Origin of the sequence: Novosphingobium sp. SG707, assembly GCF_012275515.1 — a bacterium.
In the GTDB taxonomy this organism is placed as follows: domain Bacteria; phylum Pseudomonadota; class Alphaproteobacteria; order Sphingomonadales; family Sphingomonadaceae; genus Novosphingobium.
Genome location: NZ_JAAZQL010000035.1, coordinates 1 through 1,757 on the forward strand (window position 1 = coordinate 1; position 1,757 = coordinate 1,757).

At 59.0% G+C, this 1,757-nt stretch carries 1 protein-coding gene and 1 pseudogene; both read left to right on the forward strand.

Translation table 11 applies throughout. The features are described 5' to 3' along the window. The first annotated feature begins 154 nt into the window (after positions 1-154). Positions 155-1,384: a tyrosine-type recombinase/integrase gene (locus FHW92_RS25445; protein ID WP_168606080.1), complete on the forward strand. Its 1,230-nt coding sequence runs from the start codon at positions 155-157 to the stop codon at positions 1,382-1,384. Then, positions 1,378-1,757: pseudogene (locus FHW92_RS25450) on the forward strand (integrase); the annotation flags it as partial. The gene FHW92_RS25445 and the pseudogene FHW92_RS25450, both read left to right, overlap by 7 nt.

Consider the following 1,757-nt stretch of genomic DNA (forward strand, 5'->3'; position numbering starts at 1 on the left):
GCGCAACTATGCGGCGACGGTGATTATGCGGATTTGGTGTTGCCGACTAATAAATTAGGCTATCTTTACAGATACCTGCACAGAAAGTGAGTAAGCTGTAGATCCGCATAACTATGATCCCTTGCGATGGTTCAACATCGTGAGGAGAGTAAAGATGGATACCGATAAACGTAATCACTGGTTTCTCGATCCGGGACCTTTGTCGCAATGGATCGATCGGTTCGCAGCCGATCTTGCCGCTCAGAGATATACGCCTCTGACCATCGAGAACTACACGGACGCAGCACGTCATTTCGCGGCCTGGCTTGGCATTACAGGCATCTCCATCGATTTCATTGATGACGATGTCGTTCGACGCTTTGCCGCACATCGGTGTCGATGTCCCGGGGGGCGTCAATGGTCGCATGTTTCGCAAAAATATTCGCGCCGCGCTGCGCGGTTCGTTGTTTTCCTGCAAAGCGCAGGGGTCGCGCCACCACCATTGAAAGTCGCGTCACCATATCCCCTGCTTGACGCCTATCGGACCTGGTTGCGCGCCCATCGGGGATTGTCAGAGCGGACGATCGCCCGCCATCTTCGCCAGTTGCATAAGTTGTTGCCGGAACTCGGAACTGCGACCCTTGACTATGACGCCGCTGGGATACGCAATGTTGTCCGCGAGTGGCGCAAGCGAACCGGACCGGGTGACCTGCGGACCATAACGAGCGCACTGCGCAGCTATCTTCGCTTCCTCGCGGGTGCCGGCCTGTGTCGGCCTAACCTCGACCAGGCCATCCCGCCCGTCTTGCAATGGCGTCTTTCGTCGTTGCCACGGTATCTTACCACCACCGATGTCCAACGCGTCGTTGCATCCTGTGATCAACTAAACAGAGGGCGCCTGCGGGACCGTGCGATCCTGCTCCTACTGGCACGCTTGGGATTGCGGGCTGGGGATGTCGCCGGCCTCAAGCTTCGCGATATCGACTGGACGTCTGGCATGCTCCGCTTGAGTGGCAAAGCGCGCCGCCAGGTTCGATTACCGCTGCCGCAGGACGTTGGTGATGCGCTGCTGGCGTATATCGAGCAGGAACGACCGCGCGTGCCTCAAGAGGCGGTTTTTCTCATGATGACTGCGCCCTATCGATCATTTGCGCAATCGAGCTATATCTCAACCATCGTCGCGCTGGCGCTGAAGCGGGCGGGCATTTCGGACCCTCCATCGACCGGAGCCAGCCTGCTTCGTCACTCTGCGGCAACCACCATGCTGCGGTCGGGGGCGACCCTGGAGGCCGTCGGCACGATGCTACGGCACCGCTCGCTCGACATGACCGCGCATTACGCCAAGGTCGACATTGCAATGCTGGAGCAGATTGCCCAGCCTTGGCCAGGAGATGTGGCATGCTGAGCCAACTCCTCGCCGATCATGTAGCGCTGCACTGCGCGCTGGGTTTCAAGTTTCGGACCCAAGGTATTCTCCTGCGCAACTTCGTCACCTTTGCCGAGAAGCGGGGTGAGCGCGTCATAACGAAGGCAAGCGTACAGGAATGGGCCCTGCAAGCACCGTCGCCGGAGCAGCGACGCAATCGCCTGCTGGAAGTACGCCGCTTCGCAATCGCGATGCATGCCGAAGATCCGCGTCATGAGGTCCCTTCGGCGGACCTTTTTGGCCACGCCAGTCATCGGCGGCGTACACCTTTCATCTATGATCCCAGAGACATCGGCCGACTGATCGAAGCCGCGCATCAACTTGGCCCCGACGGGTCGATTCGACCGCTCAC